General features: G+C 70.1%; 17 protein-coding genes. 6 read left to right on the forward strand and 11 right to left on the reverse strand.

The window, feature by feature from the left end; genetic code table 11:
* Window positions 1-199 precede the first annotated feature (199 nt).
* Window positions 200-1,579 (reverse strand): cytochrome P450, encoded by a 1,380-nt coding sequence (locus D3218_RS10485; protein ID WP_119540028.1) that lies wholly within the window; start codon window positions 1,577-1,579, stop codon window positions 200-202.
* Window positions 1,580-1,777: 198 nt separating this feature from the next.
* Between D3218_RS10485 and gyrB the strand changes: the two genes are divergently transcribed.
* Window positions 1,778-4,216, forward strand: a complete 2,439-nt coding sequence (gene gyrB, locus D3218_RS10490) for a DNA topoisomerase (ATP-hydrolyzing) subunit B (RefSeq protein WP_119540029.1) — start codon at window positions 1,778-1,780, stop codon at window positions 4,214-4,216.
* 440 nt (window positions 4,217-4,656) lie between these two features.
* Complete coding sequence (locus tag D3218_RS10495; RefSeq protein ID WP_245415001.1) at window positions 4,657-5,508, forward strand: GntR family transcriptional regulator; 852 nt, start codon at window positions 4,657-4,659, stop codon at window positions 5,506-5,508.
* A 13-nt stretch (window positions 5,509-5,521) separates the two neighbouring features.
* Here the strand turns inward: D3218_RS10495 and D3218_RS10500 are convergent, their stop codons facing one another.
* Genes D3218_RS10500 through D3218_RS10510 form a run of 3 tightly spaced genes read right to left on the reverse strand, consistent with a single transcriptional unit; the run spans window position 5,522 to window position 6,754 of the window.
* Window positions 5,522-5,965, reverse strand: coding sequence for a DUF6691 family protein (locus D3218_RS10500; RefSeq protein WP_119540031.1), 444 nt, complete (start codon window positions 5,963-5,965; stop codon window positions 5,522-5,524).
* 3 nt (window positions 5,966-5,968) lie between these two features.
* On the reverse strand, window positions 5,969-6,394 hold the full coding sequence (locus tag D3218_RS10505) for a YeeE/YedE family protein (RefSeq protein ID WP_119540032.1): 426 nt from the start codon (window positions 6,392-6,394) through the stop codon (window positions 5,969-5,971).
* Window positions 6,395-6,406: 12 nt separating this feature from the next.
* Complete coding sequence (locus tag D3218_RS10510; RefSeq protein WP_119540033.1) at window positions 6,407-6,754, reverse strand: ArsR/SmtB family transcription factor; 348 nt, start codon at window positions 6,752-6,754, stop codon at window positions 6,407-6,409.
* 211 nt (window positions 6,755-6,965) lie between these two features.
* Here D3218_RS10510 and D3218_RS10515 point away from each other — a divergent pair, with 211 nt between their 5' ends.
* The 3 genes from D3218_RS10515 to D3218_RS10525 all read left to right on the forward strand — a co-directional run bounded on the left by D3218_RS10515 (window position 6,966) and on the right by D3218_RS10525 (window position 11,591).
* Window positions 6,966-9,047: a catalase gene (locus D3218_RS10515; protein WP_119540034.1), complete on the forward strand. Its 2,082-nt coding sequence runs from the start codon at window positions 6,966-6,968 to the stop codon at window positions 9,045-9,047.
* 187 nt (window positions 9,048-9,234) lie between these two features.
* A complete protein-coding gene (locus tag D3218_RS10520) occupies window positions 9,235-10,338 on the forward strand; it encodes a mechanosensitive ion channel family protein (RefSeq protein ID WP_245415002.1) in 1,104 nt (367 codons plus the stop codon).
* The gene (locus tag D3218_RS10525; protein ID WP_119540036.1) at window positions 10,335-11,591 is read left to right on the forward strand and encodes a DUF2254 domain-containing protein; all 1,257 of its coding nucleotides are present in this window, start codon (window positions 10,335-10,337) and stop codon (window positions 11,589-11,591) included. The genes D3218_RS10520 and D3218_RS10525 overlap by 4 nt, the downstream gene beginning before the upstream one ends.
* A gap of 11 nt (window positions 11,592-11,602) precedes the next feature.
* Here the strand turns inward: D3218_RS10525 and D3218_RS10530 are convergent, their stop codons facing one another.
* The gene (locus tag D3218_RS10530) at window positions 11,603-12,865 is read right to left on the reverse strand and encodes a cation:proton antiporter (RefSeq protein ID WP_119540037.1); all 1,263 of its coding nucleotides are present in this window, start codon (window positions 12,863-12,865) and stop codon (window positions 11,603-11,605) included.
* Between the two features lie 88 nt (window positions 12,866-12,953).
* Window positions 12,954-14,255 (reverse strand): mechanosensitive ion channel family protein, encoded by a 1,302-nt coding sequence (locus D3218_RS10535; protein ID WP_119540038.1) that lies wholly within the window; start codon window positions 14,253-14,255, stop codon window positions 12,954-12,956.
* Between the two features lie 262 nt (window positions 14,256-14,517).
* Between D3218_RS10535 and D3218_RS10540 the strand changes: the two genes are divergently transcribed.
* Window positions 14,518-15,969 carry a diguanylate cyclase domain-containing protein gene (locus tag D3218_RS10540; protein WP_119540039.1) on the forward strand — a complete coding sequence of 484 codons (1,452 nt, stop codon included), beginning with the start codon at window positions 14,518-14,520 and terminating at the stop codon, window positions 15,967-15,969.
* Between the two features lie 61 nt (window positions 15,970-16,030).
* Here the strand turns inward: D3218_RS10540 and D3218_RS10545 are convergent, their stop codons facing one another.
* The 5 genes from D3218_RS10545 to efeU form a co-directional block, all read right to left on the reverse strand.
* Window positions 16,031-16,600: a fasciclin domain-containing protein gene (locus D3218_RS10545; RefSeq protein ID WP_119540040.1), complete on the reverse strand. Its 570-nt coding sequence runs from the start codon at window positions 16,598-16,600 to the stop codon at window positions 16,031-16,033.
* Between the two features lie 181 nt (window positions 16,601-16,781).
* Entirely contained in the window at window positions 16,782-17,600 is an 819-nt protein-coding gene (gene efeO / locus D3218_RS10550; RefSeq protein ID WP_119540041.1) for an iron uptake system protein EfeO, read from the reverse strand.
* 16 nt (window positions 17,601-17,616) lie between these two features.
* On the reverse strand, window positions 17,617-18,921 hold the full coding sequence (efeB, locus tag D3218_RS10555) for an iron uptake transporter deferrochelatase/peroxidase subunit (RefSeq protein WP_119540042.1): 1,305 nt from the start codon (window positions 18,919-18,921) through the stop codon (window positions 17,617-17,619).
* Window positions 18,921-20,039 carry an iron uptake system protein EfeO gene (gene efeO, locus D3218_RS10560; RefSeq protein WP_245415016.1) on the reverse strand — a complete coding sequence of 373 codons (1,119 nt, stop codon included), beginning with the start codon at window positions 20,037-20,039 and terminating at the stop codon, window positions 18,921-18,923. Before efeO (D3218_RS10560) ends, efeB begins: the two co-directional genes overlap by 1 nt.
* Window positions 20,040-20,128: 89 nt before the next feature.
* A complete protein-coding gene (gene efeU / locus D3218_RS10565; RefSeq protein WP_119540044.1) occupies window positions 20,129-20,971 on the reverse strand; it encodes an iron uptake transporter permease EfeU in 843 nt (280 codons plus the stop codon).
* Window positions 20,972-21,041 lie beyond the last annotated feature (70 nt).

The raw sequence follows: 21,041 nt of genomic DNA on the forward strand, positions 1-21,041 counted from the left end.
GTGAGGGTTGTTGTCCGGGATGGCCCCGGCCAGTCTCAATTCATTCGTCCGTCGGCGGCGGAGCCGAAGGGCTCGGGGCCCTTCCCGAAGGCAGGGGCCACGTCCGTCGCGGTCGGCAGGCAAACGATCGCGTGTCAATGGCCTCTTTCGGCGCCGAAATCAAGGTGCAACCGGCGCGGCGCGACCCGATTGCGCCGATTCAGCGCGACACGCGACACCGGCCGACGCGCATCGGCAGACCGTCGCGCGGCTGCACGGTGATCTTCTGCACCGGATGCGGCGCACGGGCGCCCACGTAGTCGAAGCGCAACTCGCGCATCAGGGAGGCCAGCGCGATCACGCCTTCCTGAATGGCGAAGGATGCGCCGATGCACACGCGCGGCCCGACGCCGAAGGGGATGTACTGGAATCGATCGAGCCGCGCACGGTTCTCGGGCAGGAAGCGGTCCGGCATGAAATGCCCCGGCCGCTCCCACAGCGCCTCGTGCCGGTGGACCAGCCAGGGCATGACCAAGAGCGAGGCGCCGGCCGGAACCTCCAGGCCCGCCACCGTGTCCGCCTCGATCGCCATGCGGTTCAGCGACGGGGCGGGCGGGTAGAGCCGCATCGCCTCCTCCAGCGCGGCGCGCGTGCGCGGCAGGGCATCTGCCCAATCGCGCGGGTCGGGCAGGCTGGGCAGCCGCTCGTCCAGCTCGCGCTCGACCTTGTCGCGCTCGGCCGGCGCGCAGGCGAGGAGATACAGGGTCCAGCCGAGCGCGCGGGCCGTGGTCTCGTGCCCCGCGCCGATGAAGGTGATGATGTTGTCCTCGATCTCGTCGGGCGTCAGTCCGTCCGCGCGCAGGAGCAGGGTGAGGAGGTCCTGCGGCGCCCCGTCCGGATCGTGCGCCAGGAGGGCGCGGCGACGCGCGGCGGTCTCGGCGATCAGGCGGCGGAAGTAGCGGGTGGAGCGGTGGCCGAGCAGGCGCCCGAGGCGCGGCAGGAAGGCCGGCGCGTCGAGGAGGTCGAGCGGGTCGACCCGTCCCATCCGGTGCAGGAAGCTGTCCATGGCGCGCGCGAACGCCACCGGCTCGCCGGCGATCGCGTCGGTGAAGAGCGTCGCCTGGAGGATGTCGTAGGTGAGGAGCGTCATCTCGTTAGCCACGTCGCGCGGCGCCGCGTCGGCCTCCGCCGCGAGCCGCTCGGCGAAGGCGGCCGAGCGCGCGGCCATGACGGGGGCGAGCCCGGCGACGTTGCGCGGCGTGAACACGGGGGCGATCGCCCGCCGGCTGCGCCGCCAGAGCTCGCCCTCGGCGGTCAGGAGCCCGTCGCGCAGCATGGGTCGCAGGATGCGCTGGCGCAGCGGCTGCATCGCGTAGTTCGCGGCGTTGTCGACGAGGCAGTGGCGGATCGCCGCCGGGTCGTTGACGACCACGGTCGGCACGCGGAGCCAGTCGTCGCGCAGCACCGGCTCGCGATAGGCCCGCTCGCCCCAGATGGCGAGCGGATTGCGCATCGCGGTCCAGACGAAGGCCGGGGTCGAGAGCGGCCGCGCCTGCGGGCGCGGCGCGGGCGCCAGGAACGGCTGCGCGATGGCGGACATCGGGGGGCGATCCTCTTCGTGGGGCACGGCCCGGCATATGGGATCGAGGGGTGCCCGGCGGAAGCCCCCGGCCCGGGGCCGAGGCGCTGGAAAGCTTGGATTCGGGGGCGGAAACCATTATATCCGAAGGGCCGACGGGCACGAGTGCAGGGCGGGCGAGGCCTTCGCGGCCTCCCCCCGCATCACCACAGGAACATCATGTCAGAAGCCTTCGAGACGACCCCCGGCGCGGGCGCCGAGTACGGTGCCGATTCCATCAAGGTGCTGAAGGGTCTCGACGCGGTCCGCAAGCGTCCCGGCATGTATATCGGCGACACGGACGACGGCTCCGGCCTGCACCACATGGTCTACGAGGTGGTGGACAACGCGATCGACGAGGCGCTGGCCGGCCACGCGACGCTGGTCACCGTGACGCTCAACGCCGACGGCTCCTGCACCGTGACCGACAACGGACGCGGCATCCCGACCGACATCCATTCCTCCGAGGGCGTCTCGGCGGCCGAGGTCATCATGACCCAGCTCCACGCCGGCGGAAAGTTCGACCAGAACTCCTACAAAGTCTCGGGCGGCCTGCACGGCGTCGGCGTGTCGGTGGTCAACGCGCTCTCGGTCTGGCTGCGCATGCGGATCTGCCGCAAGGGGCAGGTCCACGAGATGAGCTTCACCCACGGCGTGCCGGACGCGCCGCTCGCGGTGACCGGCGAAGCGGGGTCGGACACCGGAACCGCGGTGACCTTCCTGCCCTCCACCGAGACGTTCCGGGGCGTGACCTCGTTCGACTACGGGACGCTGGAGCATCGCCTGCGCGAGCTCGCCTTCCTGAACTCGGGCGTGCGCATCGTGCTCACCGACAAGCGCCATGCCGACGAGAAGCGCAGCGAGCTGTTCTACGAGGGCGGGCTGGAGGCGTTCGTCCGCTATCTCGACCGCGCCCGCAAGCCGCTGATCGGCGAGCCGATCGTCCTGAAGGGCGAGAAGGACGGCATCACGGTCGAGGCCGCGCTGTGGTGGAACGATTCCTACAACGAGACCGTGCTCTGCTTCACCAACAACATCCCCCAGCGTGACGGCGGCACCCACATGGCGGGGTTCCGCGGGGCGCTGACGCGGCAGGTCATCGGCTATGCCGAGACGTCGGGCACCCTGAAGAAGGAAAAGGTGCAGCCCACCGGCGACGATTGCCGCGAGGGCCTGTCCTGCATCCTGTCGGTCAAGGTGCCGGACCCGAAGTTCTCCTCGCAGACCAAGGACAAGCTCGTGTCCTCCGAGGTGCGCCCGGTGGTGGAGAGCCTCGTCAACGAGACGCTGAGCTCGTGGTTCGAGGAGCACCCGCAGGAGGCCCGCGTGGTCACCGCCAAGGTGGTCGAAGCGGCCGCCGCGCGCGAGGCGGCGCGCAAGGCGCGCGAGCTGACGCGGCGCAAGGGCGCGCTCGACATCACCTCCTTGCCCGGCAAGCTCGCCGACTGCCAGGAGAAGGATCCGGCGAAGTCCGAGATCTTCATCGTCGAGGGCGATTCGGCCGGCGGCTCGGCCAAGGGCGCGCGCTCGCGCCAGAACCAGGCGATCCTCCCCTTGCGCGGCAAGATCCTCAACGTCGAGCGCGCCCGCTTCGACCGGATGCTCGGCTCCGACCAGATCGGCACGCTGATCACCGCGCTCGGCACCTCGATCGGCAAGGACGAGTTCAACCCGGACAAGCTGCGCTACCACAAGATCATCATCATGACGGACGCCGACGTCGACGGCGCCCATATCCGCACGCTGCTGCTCACCTTCTTCTTCCGGCAGATGCCCGAACTGATCGAGCGCGGCTACATCTACATCGCCCAGCCGCCGCTCTATAAGGTGACGCGCGGCAAGCAGAGCCAGTATCTCAAGAACGAGAAGGCGCTGGAGAACTACCTGATCGACGGCGGCCTGGACGACGCCATCCTGACGCTCGGCTCGGGCGAGGTCCGCTCGGGCCGCGACCTGCGCACCGTGGTGGAGGATGCGCTCCAGGTGCGCCAGGTGCTGAACGGTCTGCACTCGCGCTATGCGCGCCCCGTGGTCGAGCAGGCGGCGATCGCCGGCGCGCTCAGCCCGTCCGTGGCCGAGAACCGGGGCGAGGCGGAGGTCATGGCCGACCGGATCGCCAAGGCGCTGGACGCGGTCGCCGAGGAGACCGAGCGCGGCTGGATCGGCGAGGCGGACGGCGAGGGCGGCTACCGCTTCCAGCGTACCGTGCGCGGGGTGCTCGAGGTGCAGGCGCTCGACGCGGGGCTGATCCAGTCGGCCGACGCGATCGCGCTCCACCGTCTCGCCGGGCGGCTCGGCGAGATCTACGATTCGCCGCCCGTCCTCAAGCGCAAGGAGACCGAGCGAGCCCTCGCAGGGCCGCTCGACCTCCTGGGCGCTGTGTTCGACGTCGGCCGCAAGGGTCTGTCGCTGCAGCGCTACAAGGGCCTCGGCGAAATGGATCCGGAGCAGCTCTGGGAAACCACGCTGGACCCCGAGGTCCGCTCGCTCCTCCAGGTCAAGGTCGCCGACGCGACCGACGCCGACCAGCTCTTCTCGCGTCTGATGGGCGACGAAGTAGAGCCGCGCCGCGAGTTCATCCAGGAAAACGCCCTGCAGGTCGCCAACCTGGACATCTGACGGGTGTAACGGCGGCGATCGTCGGAGAGCGGGCGGCACGAGCTGCCGTCGACGCAGGGGCGGCCGCCGTCGCCATCGGGGCGCGACGGTTTCGTCGGCTGAACCGACATCCGAGGTCCATGCTTTGCGGATTTTGCGTCGGCTCGCCTGTTCGCATCGAGATGCGAGGGCGAGCAAGGCGTCGCGACGAAGGGGCGGATCTCGAAGGCCGAGAAAGGCGTCGATGACGCAACGGCAACGGAGCGCCGGGAAGGGGTCCGTCAGGTCCTGGTCCGATCCGCGACCATGATGTCCTGCTGGCCGCTGGCCACGCAGATGGCACCGCTCCGGCTGCCGGATGCGGCAGCGCTTGCGCCCGAAACAGGCTTTGGACCTTACGAAGGTTTGGGAGCCGGCGCACGCATCGCGACGGAGGACCCGGGCCCTATGCTGCGGCGCAGATGTCGCGTCTCGCGATGCGGCCGGTCTCTTTCGCAGATGCGAATGCCGGTTCCATCGGCGGCGATATGGGATATTCTTGCCAAACTGCGCCGACGGTTCCGGGCATTCTCCAGATCCGCCTCGAGGAAGGGGCGTATCGGCGGCGGGACGCGACGGGACGTTGTCAGATGGCGGATGAGAACCTCAGAGCGAAGGTCTTCCAGCAGATCCGGGCCGAGATCATCGCCGGTCACGCCAAGCCGGGCGACATGTATTCGGTGCCCAGTCTGGCCACCAGCTTTCAGATCTCGAGCACGCCCGTGCGCGAGGCTCTCCTGGAACTCGTGCAACTCGGTCTTCTGGAATCGCACCGCAACCGCGGCTTCCGCGTCACGACGCCGTCCATCGAGGAAACCCGCAACATCTTCGACATGCGGGACGTCCTGGAAACCTACGCGGCGCGCACGGTCGCCCGCATGCCCGGTCTCGACCTTTCCCCGCTCGTCGCCGTGGCGGACGAGATCGCCGATTCCGTCGCGCGACGGGACTTCCGCAACTACCTGATCGCCGATCGGAAGTATCATCACGTGCTGATCGCGCTCGCCGACAACCCGATCCTGACCCACACCATCTTCTCCCTGCGTGACCGGATGCGTTTCTACGGCGAGAACTCGGCGGAAGGCCGCGAGCGGCAGGAAGCTTCGGTCGGCGAGCACTACAGGATCATCGAATACGTCAGGGCCGGTGACGTCGGCGGCGTGGACGAGTTGCTGCGAAGCCATATCCGAGCCTGGGAACCCCTCTTCGAGACGGCGATTCCGACGCTTCACCATGACCCGGCGGCGAACGCGCCGAAACGTCCCCTTCGCTGAGGGGGGAGGGCGCTCAGGCGTCCGTCGCCGGCGGAGCGGCGGCGGCCGGAGCGAGGGTCGCACGGAAGGCCGCCATGCCGGCGATCATGGCCGCCACGAAGACCAGCGCGGGCACGGGGGCGAGGCCGATCGCGGCGAGCGCCGGACCCGGGCACAGGCCCACGAGACCCCAACCGATGCCGAACACGGCGGCGCCCGCGAGCAGCCGGGCGTCAATGTCGCGCCGGGACGGGATCTCGAAGCGGGGCGCGACCAGCGGGCGCTTCATCAGGCCCGCGAGCGCGAAGGCGGGCGCCGCAACCAGGATCGCGCCCGCCATCACGAAGGCGAGGCTCGGATCCCACGCGCCGAAGACGTCGAGAAAGCCGAGCACCTTCTCGGGCACCACCATCTGCGAGACCACGAGGCCGATGCCGAACAGGAGGCCGGCCACGAGGGCGACGAGGATGCGCGCCATGGATCAGCCTCCCAGGACGTGGCGGACGGTGAAGACGGTGAGGGCGGCGCTCGCCATGAAGACCGCGGTGGCGAGGATCGAGCGCCCCGAGCCCCGCGCGATGCCGCAGACGCCGTGGCCGCTGGTGCAGCCGGACCCGAGCCGCGTGCCGAACCCGACGAGAAAGCCGCCGAAAATCACGAGCGGCAGCGTCGCGGGCATCGAGACGGTGGGAAGCGCGTAGCCGGCGAGCGCCATCAGGGGCGCGGCGGTCAGCAGTCCGACAAGAAAGGCGAGGCGCCAGCGCGCCTCCGGGCCCTCCGGCCGGAGGGCGCCGTCGAGGATGCCGCTGATGCCGGCGACGCGTCCGTTCGCCAGAAGCAGCAGGGCGGCCGAAAACCCGATCAGGAGTCCGCCGCCCAAGGCGGACACGGGGGTGAACTGGTCCATGGGGTCGCGTCCTCAGGCGATGGGATCGGGCGGGCGTCGCGAGGCATCTGCCTCGTCCCCGGGCGGGCAGAACAGGCCGTGCAGGGTCGAGAACAGGGCCTCGATCCGCGGATCGGCGATCCGGTACCAGAGCGTCTGGCTTTCGCGGCGGCGGGCGACGATGCCCTGGTCGCGCAGGACCGTGAGATGCTGCGACAGGGCGGACTGCGACAGCCCGACGGCCTCCGCCAGCGTCCCGACATTCGCCTCGCCCATGTCGAGGAGCCTGCACAAGAGCATCAGGCGGCGCTCGTTGGCGACCGCCCTCAGAATGGCGGCGACCTCGCTCGCCTTGGCTTCGAACGCCGGCATGTCGTCCATGACATCCCTCCACGGGTAAGCCGTATCTAATTTAGCTTAGTCTAATATATAAGCCTGTCGGCTTGGCATGCCCGTGTCGCCCAGACCGTCTCGCCGCCGGTGCGACCTCCCGCCACACGGCAAAGTCGTCCGACTTGATCGCCGTAGTTGCCCGGCCGCGAAGCCTTCCCAGATTGGAACTGTTCGACAATCGGTCAGGACGGGGAAGACGATGACAGACCATTCCGCGCTCAATCAGGGCAACGGCGGCGAGACGCATCAAGTCGCGGACGCCGATCACCCGGTGCTGACCACCAATCACGGCACGCCGATCAGCGACAACCAGAACCAGCTCAAGGCGGGAGCGCGGGGGCCGGTCCTCATCGAGGACGAGGTCTTCCGCGAGAAGATGAACCACTTCGACCACGAGCGCATCCCCGAGCGCATCGTGCATGCGCGCGGCTCGGCGGCGCACGGCTATTTCGAGTGCACGGACAGCCTGTCCGACATCACCTGCGCCGACCTCTTCCAGAAGAAGGGGCAGCGCACCGAGGTGTTCGTCCGCTTCTCCACGGTGGCGGGCGGGGCGGGCTCGGTCGACACGCCGCGCGACGTGCGCGGCTTCGCGGTGAAGTTCTACACGCGCGAGGGCAACTGGGATCTCGTCGGCAACAACATCCCCGTCTTCTTCATCCAGGACGCGATCAAGTTTCCCGACCTGATCCACGCCGCCAAGATGGAGGCCGACCGCGGCTACCCGCAGGCGGCGACCGCCCACGACACGTTCTGGGACTTCATCTCGCTGATGCCGGAATCGACCCACATGGCCATGTGGATCATGTCGGACCGCACCCTGCCGCGCACCTTCGCCAACATGGAAGGTTTCGGCATCCACACGTTCCGGTTCATGAACAAGGAAGGCAAGTCGACCTTCGTCAAGTTCCACTGGAAGCCGAAGGCGGGCCTGGCTTCCACCATCTGGGACGAGACGGTGAAGGTCGCCGGGGCTGATCCCGACTTCCAGCGCCGCGACCTGTTCGAGCGGATCGGGCGCGGCGACTACCCGGAATGGGAGCTCGGCGTCCAGCTCTTCGACCAGGCCTTCGCCGACAGCCAGCCCTACGACGTGCTGGACGCGACCAAGATCATCCCCGAAGAGGTGCTGCCGGTCCGCATCGTCGGCCGGATGGTGCTCGACCGCTATCCCGACAACTTCTTCGCCGAGACCGAACAGGCCGCTTTCGTGCCGAGCCACGTGGTGCCCGGCATCGGCTTCTCCAACGATCCGCTGCTCCAGGGGCGCCTGTTCAGCTACACCGACACGCAGCTCTCGCGCCTCGGCACGGTGAACTTCCACCAACTCCCGATCAACCAGGCCAAGGGCCGGCCGGGAGGCTGCCCCTTCATGAACCAGCAGCGTGACGGACACATGCAGATGCAGGTGCCCAAGGGCCGCGCCAACTACGAGCCCAACAGTCTCGCCCGGGCCGGCGAGCCGGGCGGCGCGCGCGAGGATCGGGAGAACGGCTACAAGACCTATCCGGCGCAGGAGGAGGGCGAGAAGCTGCGCATCCGCCCCGAGAGCTTCGCCGACCACTACAGCCAGGCGCGCCTCTTCTGGCGCTCCATGGACCCGGCCGAGCAGGCCCATATCGCCTCGGCCTTCGTGTTCGAACTCTCCAAGGTCTCGATCGAGCACATCCGCATCGCGATGATGGCGAACCTGCGCAACGTCGACGAGGAACTGGCGACCCGGGTCGCCGAAGGTCTCGCGATGGACCTGCCGAAGGCCTCGCCGACCAAGGTGCCGGTGATCGATATGGAGCCCTCGCCGGCGCTGCGCATCGTGCGCGGACCGCTGGAGAAGCACACGCTGGAGGGCCGCACGGTCGGCATCCTGTTCGCCGACGGCACCGACGCGGGCGAGCTGAAGGCGGTCCGGGACGCGGTGAAGAAGGCCGGCGGCCACCCGATCACGATCGCGCCCAAGGTCGGCGCCGTTCCGCTTTCCGACGGCAGCCGCGTCAAGGCCGACGCCCAGCTCTTCGGCCAGCCCTCGGCCACGGTGGACGCCTGCGCGGTGGTTCTCTCCGCCGAGGCCGCCGCCAAGCTCGCGAAGGAAGGGGCGGCCGTGCAGTGGGTGATGGACGCCTTCGGCCATCTCAAGGCGATCGGCCACAACGCGGCCGCCAAGCCCCTGCTCGACAAGGCGGGCGTCGAGGCCGACGCGGGCGTCACGGACCTCGCCGGCTTCGTGGATGCGGCCAAGCGCCGCTACTGGGACCGCGAGCCCAAGGTTCGCACGCTGGCCTGAGGCGTCGTCGCATCGGCCGCCGCGCGTCCACCCACCGGACGGCGGCGGCCGTCGGACCAGGTAGTTCGAAGGAACGGCGCTCGGTTGCGGCGGGGAGGGGTGCCGTTCCGCCGCGCCGCACCATGTTGCCGTGCGCGGGCCCTTCGCACGGGGCCCATCCCCGATGCCATCCGAGAGCCCCCGCGCCATGTCGCAAGCCTTCGCGCAAGTTCCCGCGTCCACCGCCACAACCGGACCGGCCGCCGTCGACGCCCTGGCCGCCGATGCCCCACGGACCGTCGACCAGGCCGTGCGGGTCGACCCCGCCTTCGTGCTGTCCAAGATCGAGACCTGGGTGGTCGGCTTCCAGCGCCTTCTGCCCAACATCGTAGTCGCCATCGTCCTGTTCGCGCTGGTGTTCGCGGTCGCCTGGGCGGTGGAACGTTCCTTCCGCTCCTGGGCCAACCGGCACGACCGGTCCAATCTGGGCGCGGTGCTCGGCTCCTTCGTGAAATGGGTGATCCTGCTGGTCGGCGGCCTGCTGGCCCTGACCATCGTCATCCCCTCGCTCAACCCCGGCGACCTGATCGCCGGGCTCGGCATCGGCTCGGTGGCGATCGGCTTCGCCTTCAAGGACATCCTGCAGAACTGGCTGGCGGGCCTCCTGATCCTGATCCAGCGGCCGTTCGGCGTCGGCGACCAGATCGTCGTCAACGGCTACGAGGGAACGGTGGAGTGGATCGAGACGCGGGCGACGATCATCGCCATGTACGACGGGCGGCGCGTCATCATCCCCAATGCCGACGTCTATTCGCACGCCGTCACGGTCAACACCGCGCGTCCCACGCGCCGCTCGCAATACGACGTGGGCATCGGCTACGGCGACGACATCGAGGGCGCACGCCGCGCGATCCTCGAAGCGATCCGGTCGGTGCCGGGGATCGAGACCGAGCCGGCGCCGGAGGTGCTGGTCTGGGAACTGGCCGGTTCCAGCGTGAACCTGCGCGTGCGCTGGTGGACGAACTCCAAGCGCACCAACGTGGTGCATGTCCAGAGCGCCGTGCTCGAGGCGGTCAAGCAGGCGCTCGACGGCGTCGGCATCGACATGCCCTATCCCACGCAGGTCGTGCTGCTGCATGATCAGACCGAGGAGACCGACGGCATCCGGGGCGAGCAGCGCGAGGGTTGGCCGAGGCGCCCGGACCGCGAGCCGCCCGGTCCCCTGCGGCGGAACGGCGCGGCGCGGGGCGCGGACCAGCCCGGCGAAGCCGACGATTCGATCAGCCGCGCCGGGAGCGCGTCGCGTCCGTGACGTCGCGCTGGTTCTGGCTCCTGCGCCGCCTGTCGCGGCGCATCTGGGTGCGCGCCGCCCTGTTCTCGCTGGGCGGTGTCGTCACCGCGCTCGCGGCGACCTGGCTCAGCCCCTACATCCCGAGCGACCTGCCGACCAAGATCGGTTCAGACGCCGTCGACAACATCCTCGGCATCATCGCCTCTTCGATGCTGACGGTGACGACCTTCTCCCTGTCCACGATGGTCTCGGCCTATTCGGCGGCGACTAGCAACGTCACCCCGCGCGCCACGCGGCTGGTGATCGAGGACACCACGACCCACAACGTGCTGTCGACCTTCATCGGCTCGTTCCTGTTCAGCCTCGTGGGCATCGTCGCCCTGTCGACGGGCCTCTACGGCGACCAGGGGCGCGTGGTGCTCTTCGCGGTGACGATCCTGATGATCGTCGCCATCGTGGTCACCCTCCTGCGTTGGATCGACCATCTGTCGAGCCTGGGGCGCGTGACGCAGACCACCGAGCGGGTCGAGGCGGCGGCGATGGAGGCCATGCGCGAGCGCCGGCTACTGCCCTACATGGGCGGCTCGCCGCTGCACGATCCGGCCGCGATCCCGCGCTCCGCCCGGCCCGTCTTCGTGAGCGAGGTCGGCTACGTGCAGCATGTCGACGTCGGCGCCCTGTCGGCGCTCGCCAGCGAGGGCACCGGCCGCATCTACCTGCGGAGCATTCCGGGTGACCTCGCCGACCCCACCGCGCCGATCGCCATGGCCGACGGGATCGACCTGGAGAACCAGGAGCAGGCCATCCGCGACTGCTTCACCATCGAGGACATCCGCTCCTACGACCAGGATCCGCGCTTCGGCGCCTCGGTGCTGACAGAGATCGCCAGCCGCGCCCTGTCGCCCGGCATCAACGATCCGGGAACCGCGATCGACGTGATCGGGCGGGCGGTGCGGCTCCTGGCGGTATGGGGCGAGCCGCCGGAGCGCGAGGGCGAGGTGCCCTTTCCCAACGTGTTCGTGCCGCCGCTCGCGGTGGGCGACCTGTTCGACGACCTGTTCACGCCCATCGCGCGCGACGGCGCCTCGACGGTGGAGATCGGCGTGCGCCTCCAGAAGGCGTTCCGCACGCTCGCGCGCTTCGGCGGCGAGGGCTTTGCCGAGAACGCCCGGCGCCATTCCGCCGAGGCGCTGGCGCGGGCCGAGGCGGCGCTGTCGATCGAAGCCGACAAGCGGCGCCTGCGCGACCTGTCCGAGGAGGTCGGTCGCGACTAGCGACCGCCTGTTCAATCCGCAGGCGGGCGCGCCAAGGTCCGGCGCGCCACCGCGCCGAGCGTCAGGCCCTGCACCACGATCGTGAACAGCACCACCGCATAGGTCGCGGCGAGGATCGGCGACTTGGCCGGTCCGTCCGGCAGGGACAGGGCGAGCGCCACCGAGATGCCTCCGCGAACCCCTGCCCAGGTCAGGAACGGGATGTTGCGGGCCGACAGGGCGCCCGTCCAGCGGAACAGAAGCACCGGCGTCGACACCGCGACCAGTCGGGCGAACAGGACCAGCGGCACGGCGGCCAGCGCCAGAAGGGTGGTGGTGCCGTCGAAGCGCAGGATCACGACCTCGAGGCCGATCAGCAGGAACAGGACCGAGTTCAGCACCTCGTCCACCAGCGTCCAGAGCGAGGACACGTAGCCCTGCGTGCGGTCGCTCATGGCGCGGCGTGGCGCGAGGTCGCCGACCACGATCCCGGCCGCCACCACGGCGAGCGGCCCGCTGAGGTCGAGGCGCTGCGCGAGGGCATACGTGCCCGCCACGAGGGCCAGGGTAATGAGGACCTCGACCGGAAAGTCGTCGATCGCCCGCATCGCCCGGTAGGCGACGTATCCGGCGACCAGCCCGAGCGCGATGCCGCCCCCCGCCTCGACGGCGAGCCTCTCGAACGCCGAGGCGATCGTGAAGTCGTCGCCGCCCATTCCGGTGGCGAAGCCGATCAGCAGCGTGAACAGCACGACGCCCACCCCGTCGTTGAACAGCGCCTCGCCCTGCATCTCGATCTGCACCGCGTCCGGCACCTCGACGTTCTTGAGGACGTTGAGCACCGCCACCGGATCGGTCGGACTGATCAGGGCCCCGAAGACCAGCGCCCAGGCGAGGGGCACCGCCAGCCCGATCAGTCCCGCCGCCCACCAGAACAGGAAGCCCACGACGGCGGTCGAGATCACGGTGCCGACGAGCGCCAGGAAGGCGATCTGCCAGGCCCGGCTGCGCAGAAGGCGGACGTTCAGGTTGATGGCGCCGGCGAACAGGAGGAAAGCCAGCATGCCGTCCATGACGACCTTGGTGAAGTCGATCTGGCGCAGGGCGCGGGCGAGTTCGTCGTAGATCAGCTCGCCCGGAAACAGCGCCTCGATCCCCACCAGGACGAGCGAGGACAGGAGCCCCATGACCAGGAGGCCGGTCGCGTGGGGAAGCCGGATCAGGCGGTGGTTCAGCCAGCCGAACAGGGCCGACAGAACCAGAAGCATCGCGGAGATGTCGAGAACGGAGACCATGGAGATCGGGGGCTGGAGGGGAAGGGGCGCCCGGCCGGCCTTGCGGGCCTGCGGCGGGGGGGCGGGGGATGGCGGCGCCGCGAGAGGCTCAGGTGCCGGGACTTGCGTCCGCCATGCGCACGGTGACCTCGCGCTGGGGGAAGGGGATGGCGACGCCGTTCGCCTTGAAGGTGTCCCACAGCGCCAGATAGACCTCGCCCTTCACGTTGGTCAGGCCCGCCTGCGGATCGCGGATCCAGAACCGCAGCACGAAGTCGATCGAGGACTCGCCGAAGCCGGTGATCCAGCACACGACCGGCCGTTCCGCCACCACGCGCCCGACCCCGCCCGCCGCCGCCGTCGCCAAGCGGATCACCGCGTGCGGATCGCTGTCGTAGGCGACGCCGAAGGTGACGTCGACGCGCACCAGGTCGTTGGTGAAGCTCCAGTTGACCACCTGGTTGGTGATGAAGTCCTCGTTCGGGATCAGGTACTCGCGCCCATCGCGCGTCACCACCGAGACGAAGCGGGCCCGCAGCTCGCGGATCCAGCCGAACGTGTCGCCGAGCGAGATCGTGTCGCCCGGCTTGATGGAGCGGTCCAGCAGGATGATCACGCCCGAGATGAAGTTGGAGACCACCTTCTGGAGGCCGAAGCCCAGTCCGACGCCGAGCGCGCCGGACAGGACCGTCAGCGCCGTGAGGTCGACGCCCACGGCCCCGAGCGCCACGGCGAAGGCCAGGAGAAGAAGGCCGATGCGCAGGAACTTGCCGATCAGGACGCGCAGGGTCGGCGTCAGCTCGTCGCTGCGCTGGACGCGGGCATCAAGATAGTGGCCGAGCACGGAGGCGAACCAGAGCGTCGCGGCCAGGATGCCGAGGGCCTTCAGCACCAGAAGCGCCGAGACGCGGGACTGGCCGACCCGGATCGCCGCGCCGTCGAGGGCCGCCGCGACCGGCTCCGACAGATGCAGGATCGACAGGGCCGCCAGCCCCCAGGCGACCACGGTGATCGCGCGCGACAGGACGCGGTTGCGCACGATCCGCGAGGCGACCACGATCACCAGGAAGGCGAGCGCGAGGTCGAGCACGATCGACAGGACCTGCGATCGCGGCCCGCCCGCCGCCGTGTCGAACAGGGTGGAGATCCAGAGCAGCGCGACGAAGAACACGAGCCGCATCCGGCGGCGGATCGCCGAGACGATGCGCAGGAGCCGCGCCGAACCCCGGATGCGGCGGGCGGCGCGCTCGATCGCGTCGCGGGTCAGACGGTCGAGCCCCCAGGCAATCAGGAAGCACAAGCCGACCAGGGCGAGCTGAAGGAAGGTCGAGGGCTCGCGGAACACGGCGAGGAAGTCGGCGGCGAAGGCGAGGAGATCGGATCGAAGCCGTTCGGGCGTGTAACCAAACATGCGCGTCGCCTCCTCGTGCGGGGCGCCGTCTGCGATCCGGACCGGCCCATCGCCGGCGCGGCAAGGTGGCGGCCGCGCCCGCCCGACAAAGGTAGAGCGCCTCGTTCCGAGCCTCCATCCCCGATCGGAGCGCGAGAGGGGCGCCGCACCACCTGAGCGCGATCCCGCAGCCGGGTCTAATCCAAGCTTAAGGGAATTGCGCTATCGCGTAGATCCGTGCGGGTCCGAAGGGCCGGCGTGACGGACCCGGAGGGGAACACACATGCGCGACGGCCAGCGCGAGGCGCTTCGTCAGAAGGCGTTGGCGGAGACGGGGCTGCTCGACACGCCTCCCGAGCGGCAGTTCGACGCCCTCGCGCGCACGGCCCAGCGGCTGCTGGGAACACGCATGGCCTCGTTCACCCTGATCGACGCGGACCGGCAGTGGTTCAAGGCACGCTGCGGCCCCCTGGCGCAGGAGACGGAACGGGCGTCCGCCCTCTGCACGGCCGTGTTCGAGGGCGAGGAGCCGATGGCGGTGGCCGACGCCTCGGCCGATCCGCGCTTCGCCGCGAGCCCGTTCGTGACCGGAGCCCCGCACATCCGCTACTATGCCGGCGTTCCGGTCCGGGTGCGGCAGGCGGACGGCGCCGCCGTGACGATCGGCACGCTCTGCGTCCTGGACGACGAGCCGCGCGCCTCGTCCGGCGCCGACCTGGACGTGCTGGCGGAGCTCGCCTGCATCGCCGAGGCCCTGGTGGAGACGCGGGCGGTCGCCTCGCGGGCGGCCGAAGCGTCGCGCGACCTGATGGGCGTGGTGGAGCGCCTGGAGCGCGAGCGCCGGCAGTTCAAGCAGGCCGAGCAGATGGCCGACATGGGTTCGTGGCGCTACGACCTCGCGCGCAAGGCGACCACGTGGTCGGACGGCGTGTTCGCGATCCACGATCTTCCGCAGTCCGAGGGCGTGCCGAACGGCAACCTCATGGACTTCTTTCCCGAGCCGCATCGGACGGCCTTCATCGACGCGGTGATGCGCACGCTCGACACGGGCGCGCCGTTCGAGCTCGACGGCGACTTCGTGACCGCCAAGGGCAACCGTCGCCGGGTGCGCTGCATGGGCGAGATCGAGCTGTCGAAGGGGGCGCCGGTGGCGCTGATCGGCCTGATCCAGGACATCACGGAACGCCACCGCATGGAGCAGGAGCTTCTGCACCGGGCGCGAACCGACGAGCTGACGCAGATGCCGAACCGGGCGGAGTTCCATCGGGTCCTCGAGCAGCGGCTGCGTAAGGCGCAGGCCGAGGGCGGGGAGCTCGCCGTCCTGATGGTGGATCTCGACGGGTTCAAGGGCCTGAACGACGCGTTGGGGCATGCGGCGGGCGACGCGGTCCTGCGCCGGGTCGCCGAGAGGCTGCGCCAACCGTGCTACGACGACTGCTTCTCCGCCCGGCTCGGCGGTGACGAATTCGCCGTCCTCGTACCGGCGACCGACGGGCAGCGGGACGTCGAGGCGGTGACCGCGCGGCTCCTGCGCGACCTGCATCTCGTCACCCACGCGAAGGGGCACATCGCGAACGTGTCGGGGACGGTCGGTGTCGCCTGGTCGGGCGATGCCGACCACGACCGGGAGACGATCCTGCGCCTCGCCGACGAGGCGCTCTACGAGGCCAAGCGGAGCTGCAAGGGATCGTCCCGGACGCATGGCGGGTCCGAAGGGCGGCGGAAGACGGGCTGAGGCACGAAAAAGCCGCCGGCACGGGGGCCGGCGGCTTCCGGTTCGCCCGGCGCGGGGCGCCTTAGTTCGGCATCAGCACCGTGTCGATCACGTGCACCACGCCGTTCGACTGCATGACGTCGGCCTGCGTCACGGTCGCGCCGTGGCCCATCTCGTCGATCACCACGAGCTTGTCGCCGTTCATCTGCAGGGTCAGCGTGTCGCCCGACACGGTGGTCACGTTGTGCTTGCCGCCGTCGTCCTGGATCATCTTCATCGCGGCCTCGCTCGTCGCCTTGGCCGGGACCACGTGATAGGTCAGGATCTTGGTCAGCTTGTCCTTGTTTTCCGGCTTCAGGAGTTCGTCCACCGTGCCCGCCGGCAGCTTCTCGAAGGCGGCGTTGGTCGGGGCGAAGACGGTGAAGGGGCCGGGGCCCGAAAGCGTCTCGGCCAGCCCGGCCGCCTTCACGGCGGCGACCAGCGTCGTGAGGTTGCTGGCCTGCGAGGCGTTCTCCGGGATCGTCTTCATGGGATCCATCGGCGCGCCGCCCACCATCGGCATGTCCTGCGCGATGGCTCCGGACGCGAGGCCGAGCGAACCGATCGCCAGGGCGGTCGCGAGGGCACTCGTGCGGATCAGGGTCTTGAGCATGTCGTCTCTCCCTTAGGGGTCGATCGAACCGCCGACATGACGGCTGACACGGGAGCTACGGGCGCCCGGGCCGTTCGGCTTCACATGCTCACGGGATTTGTTTCGTTAGCCGGCCGCGCATGCGTATCCAAACGATCGGGAGCGTCGGGCGTCCGAGCCCCCGGTGCGCCCGACGCGTCGATCAGTTCAGGCCGAGCTTGCCGCGCAGCGTGGACAGGTCCTCGGCCAGGGTGTTGACGTTGGCGGCCAGCACCTTGCGGTCGCCGTCGGTCAGCTTCTCGTAGGGCGCGTAGCCTTCGCCCTCGCGATACTTCGCCAGCGTCGCGTCCACCGTGTCGAAGCTCTTGTCGACCTTGGCCACGAAGGCAGCGTCGTCCGTCAGCAGCGGGCGGACGAGTTCGAAGATCGTCTTCGACCCGTCGAAATTGCCTCGGAAGTCCCACAGGTCGGTGCCGCTGTAGCGGTCCTCCTCGCCGGAGATCTTGGTCGCGGCGACCTCCTCCATCAGCGCGGCCGCCCCGCCCACCACCTTTTCCGGCGGCAGGGCGAGATCGGAGATGCGCGTCTCGAGCTCGGTGACGTCGGCCATGAGCTTGTCGGCGATCGGGGCGAGCCCGTCCGTCGAGTTCTTCGCGAACAGCCCGTATTCGAGGCGGTGGAAGCCGGTGAAGCCGGGATCCTCCTCGCGCTTCTCGTGGTCGTCGGCGCGCGAATCGATCGAGCCGTCGAGATCGGAGAAGAGCTCCGCGATCGGCTCCACCGATTCGTAGCTCATGCGCGTGGGCGCGAACAGCGCCTTGGCCCTGGCCACGTCGCCCGCCTTCACCGCGTCGGTGAAGGCCTTGGTGTCGCGCGTCAGCGTCTCCAGCTTCTCGGAGACGTAGATCTTGTATTCGGCGACGGGCTGCACGAGGTCGAGCGGCGAGACCTCGGCAAGCGTCGGCGTCGCGCCGAACACGAGGGCGGCGAGCGCCGCGCCGGTGATCTGGGAAGGCTTCATGGGCTGGTCTCCGTCGTCAGGCTTTCAGGTCCGATGCGGCCTGGAGAAGCGAGCGGCCGAGGAAATCCTCCTCGTCGCGCACGCCGGGCAGGGTGAAGAAGTAGCCGCCGCCGACCGGCTTGATGTACTCCTCGAGCGGCTCGCCATCGAGGCGCCGCTGCACGGCGATGAAGCCCTGGTCGAGGTCGGCCTGGTAGGCGATGAAGAGCAGCCCCTGGTCGAGCTGCCCGTTCCGGGTCACGCCGTTGGAGTAGTTGAAGGGCCGACGCAGGATGAGGTTGGACTGCGTCCCGGGCCGGCGAGGGTTGGCGAGGCGGATATGGGCGTCGAGCGGGGTCACCGCGCCCTGCGGGTCGCGCCCGTAGTCGGGGACGTCCGCCTCCGTGCCCGCGTGGCCGAGCGGCGCGCCACTCGGCTTCTGCCGGCCGACGATCACCTCCTGCTCGGCCAGCGGCGTGCGGTCCCACCGCTCCACGAAGTTGCGGATCACCCGCACCGCCTGGTAGGTGCCCGCGCGTGCCCAGGCAGGCTCCTCGCCGTCCGCGCCGACCCAGACCACGGTGTCCATCAGCCGGGCGTCGCGCGAATCGGGATTGGCCGACCCGTCGCGGAAGCCCAGGAAGTTGCGCGCGCTTTCCTGCTGGCCGTCGCGGCTCGGCGGCAGGATCGGCACCGTGCCCTCCTGCTTCCAGCGGATCACCAGAAGGTCCGGCAGCACCTTGATGATGTCGCGCAGCGCGTGGATCGTCGTGTCGGGCGTGTTGGCGCAGATCTGGATCGACAGGTCGCCGTGGCAGAGCGAGGGGTCCAGGGCGTCGTTCGGGAAGCGAGCCATGCGCTGGAGGCAGCGGGGCTTCAACGCCCGCAGCCAGGGCCGCCCCTCGAAGAAGCTGTCGCCGAGCGACAGGGTGATCGTCAGGTTGTCGGGCGAGATCACCGGGCCGAGGATGCCGGAATCGGCCGGCGGCAGCTTCGGGTCGAGATCGGGCACCGGGCCGCCCGCCATCAGGAAGCGGAAGCGCTCGGTCAGCGTGCGCAGTAGGCGCTCCACCTCGGCGGGGCTTTCGGCCAGCGTGTCGAAGGCGACCACCATGCCCGCCGCGGGGCGGGGCGTCACGACCCCGCTCTGCGTGCTTCCGTGGAAGGGCTGTCGCTCGCTCGCCTTGTCGCTGTGCGGCGCCTCGGCCACCTGGCCCTGCGGTCGTTGCGCGGCGGCGGCCGGGGCCAGGGCGGCGGCGGCCGCCGCTCCTCCCGCGAGACCCATCAGGAGCCGGCGCCGATCGGTCACCATGGACCCGCCGCGATCGCTTTCGTTCGACATCACGCGCCACCCTGCGACAGGCCGATCGCCTCGCCCATCCGCTCCACGGCTTCGCCGAGCGCACGGGTGTCCTCGGCGAGCGCCTCGCGGCTTTCGGCCGGCACCGCGTCGAACGCGGGATAGCCGTCCGCGCCGCGAAGCGCGGCGAGCTGGGCCTCTACGGTGGACAGGCGCGTGCCCACCGCCTCGAACGCCTCCGGCGCGGCGTCGGAGGCGACGGGCTTCAGGAGCGCCACGATCTTGGCGACGCCCGAAAGGCCGGCATCGAAGTCGTCGAGGTCGGTGCGGGAATAGGCGTCCACCCCGTTGCCCGCCGTGGTGTCGGCCAGGAGCTGGAGGACCCGCGCCGCGCCGTCGGTCATGTCGGCCGGCGAGAGCTTCAGCGCGCGCAGCCGCTCGCGCAGCGCGGCGACGTCCGCCACGAGCTTTTCGGAGATCGGGGCGAGCCCCTGCGTCGCGTTCTGCGCGAACAGGCCGTATTCCAGGCGGTGGAAGCCGGTGAAGCCGCGGTCCGCCTCGCGCCCGCCGAGATAGGCCGCCACCGGGTCGATGGCGTTGGCGAGGTCGGCGATGCGGCTTGCCACCGGCGCGAGGCGCAGATACGGCGCGCGCGCCTGCGAATAGAGCCCGCGGGCCTTGGCGAGGTCGCCGGCCCGGATCGCCTCGTCCAGCGCACCGACCTCGCGTGCGAGATCGCGCGCCTGAAGCTGGGTGAACACCCGGTACTCCGCGAGCGGGGCGATGAAGGCGACGAGATCGGGGGCCGAGGGCGCGGCGCCGTCAGCCGCGGGCGTGACCACGAGCCGGCCGCGCGGGTTGGAAAGGAGGCCGCAGGTGATGGCGTATTCGCCCGGCCGCAGCCGCGCGCTCAGCGTCTGCGACAGGCCGGGCGCGATGTTCTCGCGCTCCTCCACCACCATCACGCCGTCGAGGATCTCCCATTCCACCGCGCGTTCGGTCCGGTTCTCGATGCGAAAGGTCGTGCGTCCCGCCGGAACGGTCAGCTCGTTGGGCCGGCAGGTGCCGTTCTCCAGCACCACCGTCAGGGCGTCCGCGCCCGGCGTGCGGCGTGCGGCCACCTGCGAGGCGTAGGCGAAGGCGCCGACGCCGGCGATCATCAGCAACGCCGATCCGGCGGCGGCCCACCGAAGGGTGCGGTTCGGGCCGCGGACGGGCGGGAGGGGCGGGGAGGACATCGGTCGGGCCTCTAGCGAAGCGCGGGGGCCGGGCGCGGCCGGGCCGGGGCGGGGGCGGCCGGCCGCAGGAACAGCGCCAGCGCGCCGGCGAGATAGGCGAGATAGGCGATGGCCTCGCCCACAGTCGGGTCGGCCAGATAACCGAACAGACCGGACAGGACGCTGCCGACGAGCCCGTCCTCCGGCAGGATGCCGCTGAGGTCGAAGATCGGCGCCTGGAGCTGGTTCCAGACGCCCGCCTCGTGGAGATGGCGCAGCGAGCCGGCCAGGAGGCCCGCCGCCACGAAGAGGATGAACACCCCGGTCCAGCGGAAGAAGCGCGCGAGGTCGAGCCGCACGCCGCCGACATAGATCGCGTAGCCGAGCAGCGCCGAGACGAAGATCCCGAGCAGCGCGCCGAGCGGGCCGGCAGCGCCGGGGCTCTGCTGGAAGATGGCCAGGAGAAAGAACACCGATTCCAGGCCTTCGCGCGCCACGGCGAAGAAGACGAGGCCCACCAGGGCGAGCCCTTGCGCGCGCGTGCCCGACAAGGCTGCGTCGATCGAGCCCTGCAGCTCGGACTTCAGCGAGCGCGCCGCCTTGCGCATCCAGAGGACCATGGAGGTCAGGATCGCCACCGCCGTGAAGCCGACCAGCGCCTCGAACAGTTCCTGCGTGCGCTGGGGAAACTCGGCGCTCGCCAGCTGCAGCCCGGCGCCCACGAACAGGGCGAGCGCGGCGGCGAGGAAGATGCCGGTCCACACGGCGGGCATCCAGGCGCCACGGCCGCTGCGGGAAAGGTAGCCCGCGACGATCCCGACGATGAGCGCGGCCTCCAGGCCCTCGCGAAGCATGATGAGGAACGGGACGAGCATGACCGGATCCTGGCAAGCTGCGGATGCGCGGAACCCTGTCCACGCCGCGCCCTCTTAATCCTTCACGAAA

Origin of the sequence: Aureimonas flava (assembly GCF_003583935.1) — a bacterium.
Lineage (GTDB): Bacteria > Pseudomonadota > Alphaproteobacteria > Rhizobiales > Rhizobiaceae > Aureimonas > Aureimonas flava.

Coding starts and splice junctions, on each gene's coding strand:
- D3218_RS10485 (WP_119540028.1), bottom strand. CDS start 1,579: ATGTCCGCCATCGCGCAGCCGTTCCTGGCGCCCGCGCCGCGCCCGCAG.
- gyrB (WP_119540029.1), top strand. CDS start 1,778: ATGTCAGAAGCCTTCGAGACGACCCCCGGCGCGGGCGCCGAGTACGGT.
- D3218_RS10495 (WP_245415001.1), top strand. CDS start 4,657: ATGTCGCGTCTCGCGATGCGGCCGGTCTCTTTCGCAGATGCGAATGCC.
- D3218_RS10500 (WP_119540031.1), bottom strand. CDS start 5,965: ATGGCGCGCATCCTCGTCGCCCTCGTGGCCGGCCTCCTGTTCGGCATC.
- D3218_RS10505 (WP_119540032.1), bottom strand. CDS start 6,394: ATGGACCAGTTCACCCCCGTGTCCGCCTTGGGCGGCGGACTCCTGATC.
- D3218_RS10510 (WP_119540033.1), bottom strand. CDS start 6,754: ATGGACGACATGCCGGCGTTCGAAGCCAAGGCGAGCGAGGTCGCCGCC.
- D3218_RS10515 (WP_119540034.1), top strand. CDS start 6,966: ATGACAGACCATTCCGCGCTCAATCAGGGCAACGGCGGCGAGACGCAT.
- D3218_RS10520 (WP_245415002.1), top strand. CDS start 9,235: ATGTCGCAAGCCTTCGCGCAAGTTCCCGCGTCCACCGCCACAACCGGA.
- D3218_RS10530 (WP_119540037.1), bottom strand. CDS start 12,865: ATGGTCTCCGTTCTCGACATCTCCGCGATGCTTCTGGTTCTGTCGGCC.
- D3218_RS10535 (WP_119540038.1), bottom strand. CDS start 14,255: ATGTTTGGTTACACGCCCGAACGGCTTCGATCCGATCTCCTCGCCTTC.
- D3218_RS10540 (WP_119540039.1), top strand. CDS start 14,518: ATGCGCGACGGCCAGCGCGAGGCGCTTCGTCAGAAGGCGTTGGCGGAG.
- D3218_RS10545 (WP_119540040.1), bottom strand. CDS start 16,600: ATGCTCAAGACCCTGATCCGCACGAGTGCCCTCGCGACCGCCCTGGCG.
- efeO (WP_119540041.1), bottom strand. CDS start 17,600: ATGAAGCCTTCCCAGATCACCGGCGCGGCGCTCGCCGCCCTCGTGTTC.
- efeB (WP_119540042.1), bottom strand. CDS start 18,921: ATGTCGAACGAAAGCGATCGCGGCGGGTCCATGGTGACCGATCGGCGC.
- efeO (WP_245415016.1), bottom strand. CDS start 20,039: ATGATCGCCGGCGTCGGCGCCTTCGCCTACGCCTCGCAGGTGGCCGCA.
- efeU (WP_119540044.1), bottom strand. CDS start 20,971: ATGCTCGTCCCGTTCCTCATCATGCTTCGCGAGGGCCTGGAGGCCGCG.